The organism is Vibrio sp. 811 (genome assembly GCF_033339195.1).
In genome coordinates, this window is sequence record NZ_JAWOUB010000611.1 from 1 (window position 1) to 603 (window position 603).

At 47.4% G+C, this 603-nt stretch carries 1 pseudogene; it reads right to left on the bottom strand.

The features are described 5' to 3' along the window. Nucleotides 1-603: pseudogene (locus R7Q46_RS28390) on the bottom strand (DEAD/DEAH box helicase family protein); the annotation flags it as partial.

A 603-nucleotide genomic window follows, 5' to 3' on the forward strand; every position in this document is an offset into this window, starting at 1 on the left:
CACTTCATCATCAAACATTTCAACACGGACAGCATCTTGGTCAGACTCAGCTGGGAATATGTCGATCACTTCGCCGCGAACACGGAACTGACCGCGTTCAAAAGCGACATCATTACGCGAGTATTGGAGTTCCGCTAGGCGACGAAGCATGTCACGCTGATCGATCACGTCACCACGGCGTAAGTGCAGCATCATCTGTAAATACGACTCGGGATCACCCAAACCATAAATGGCTGAGACCGAAGCGACGATGATGGCGTCTTTTCGTTCTAGTAAAGCTTTGGTGGCAGACAAACGCATTTGCTCAATGTGAGCGTTCACTGACGCATCTTTTTCAATAAAGGTGTCAGTTGTAGGCACGTACGCTTCTGGTTGATAGTAGTCGTAGTAAGACACAAAATACTCGACCGCATTGTTCGGAAAGAACGATTTCATTTCCCCATACAACTGAGCCGCGAGTGTTTAATTTGGCGCCAGTAAAATTGCAGAGCGCTGTGCTTGAGCAATCACATTCGCTAGCGTGAACGTTTTACCAGAACCCGTTACACCTAAAAGCGTCTGATGCGCCAACCCCGCATCTAAGCCTTCTAATAATTGCTTAAT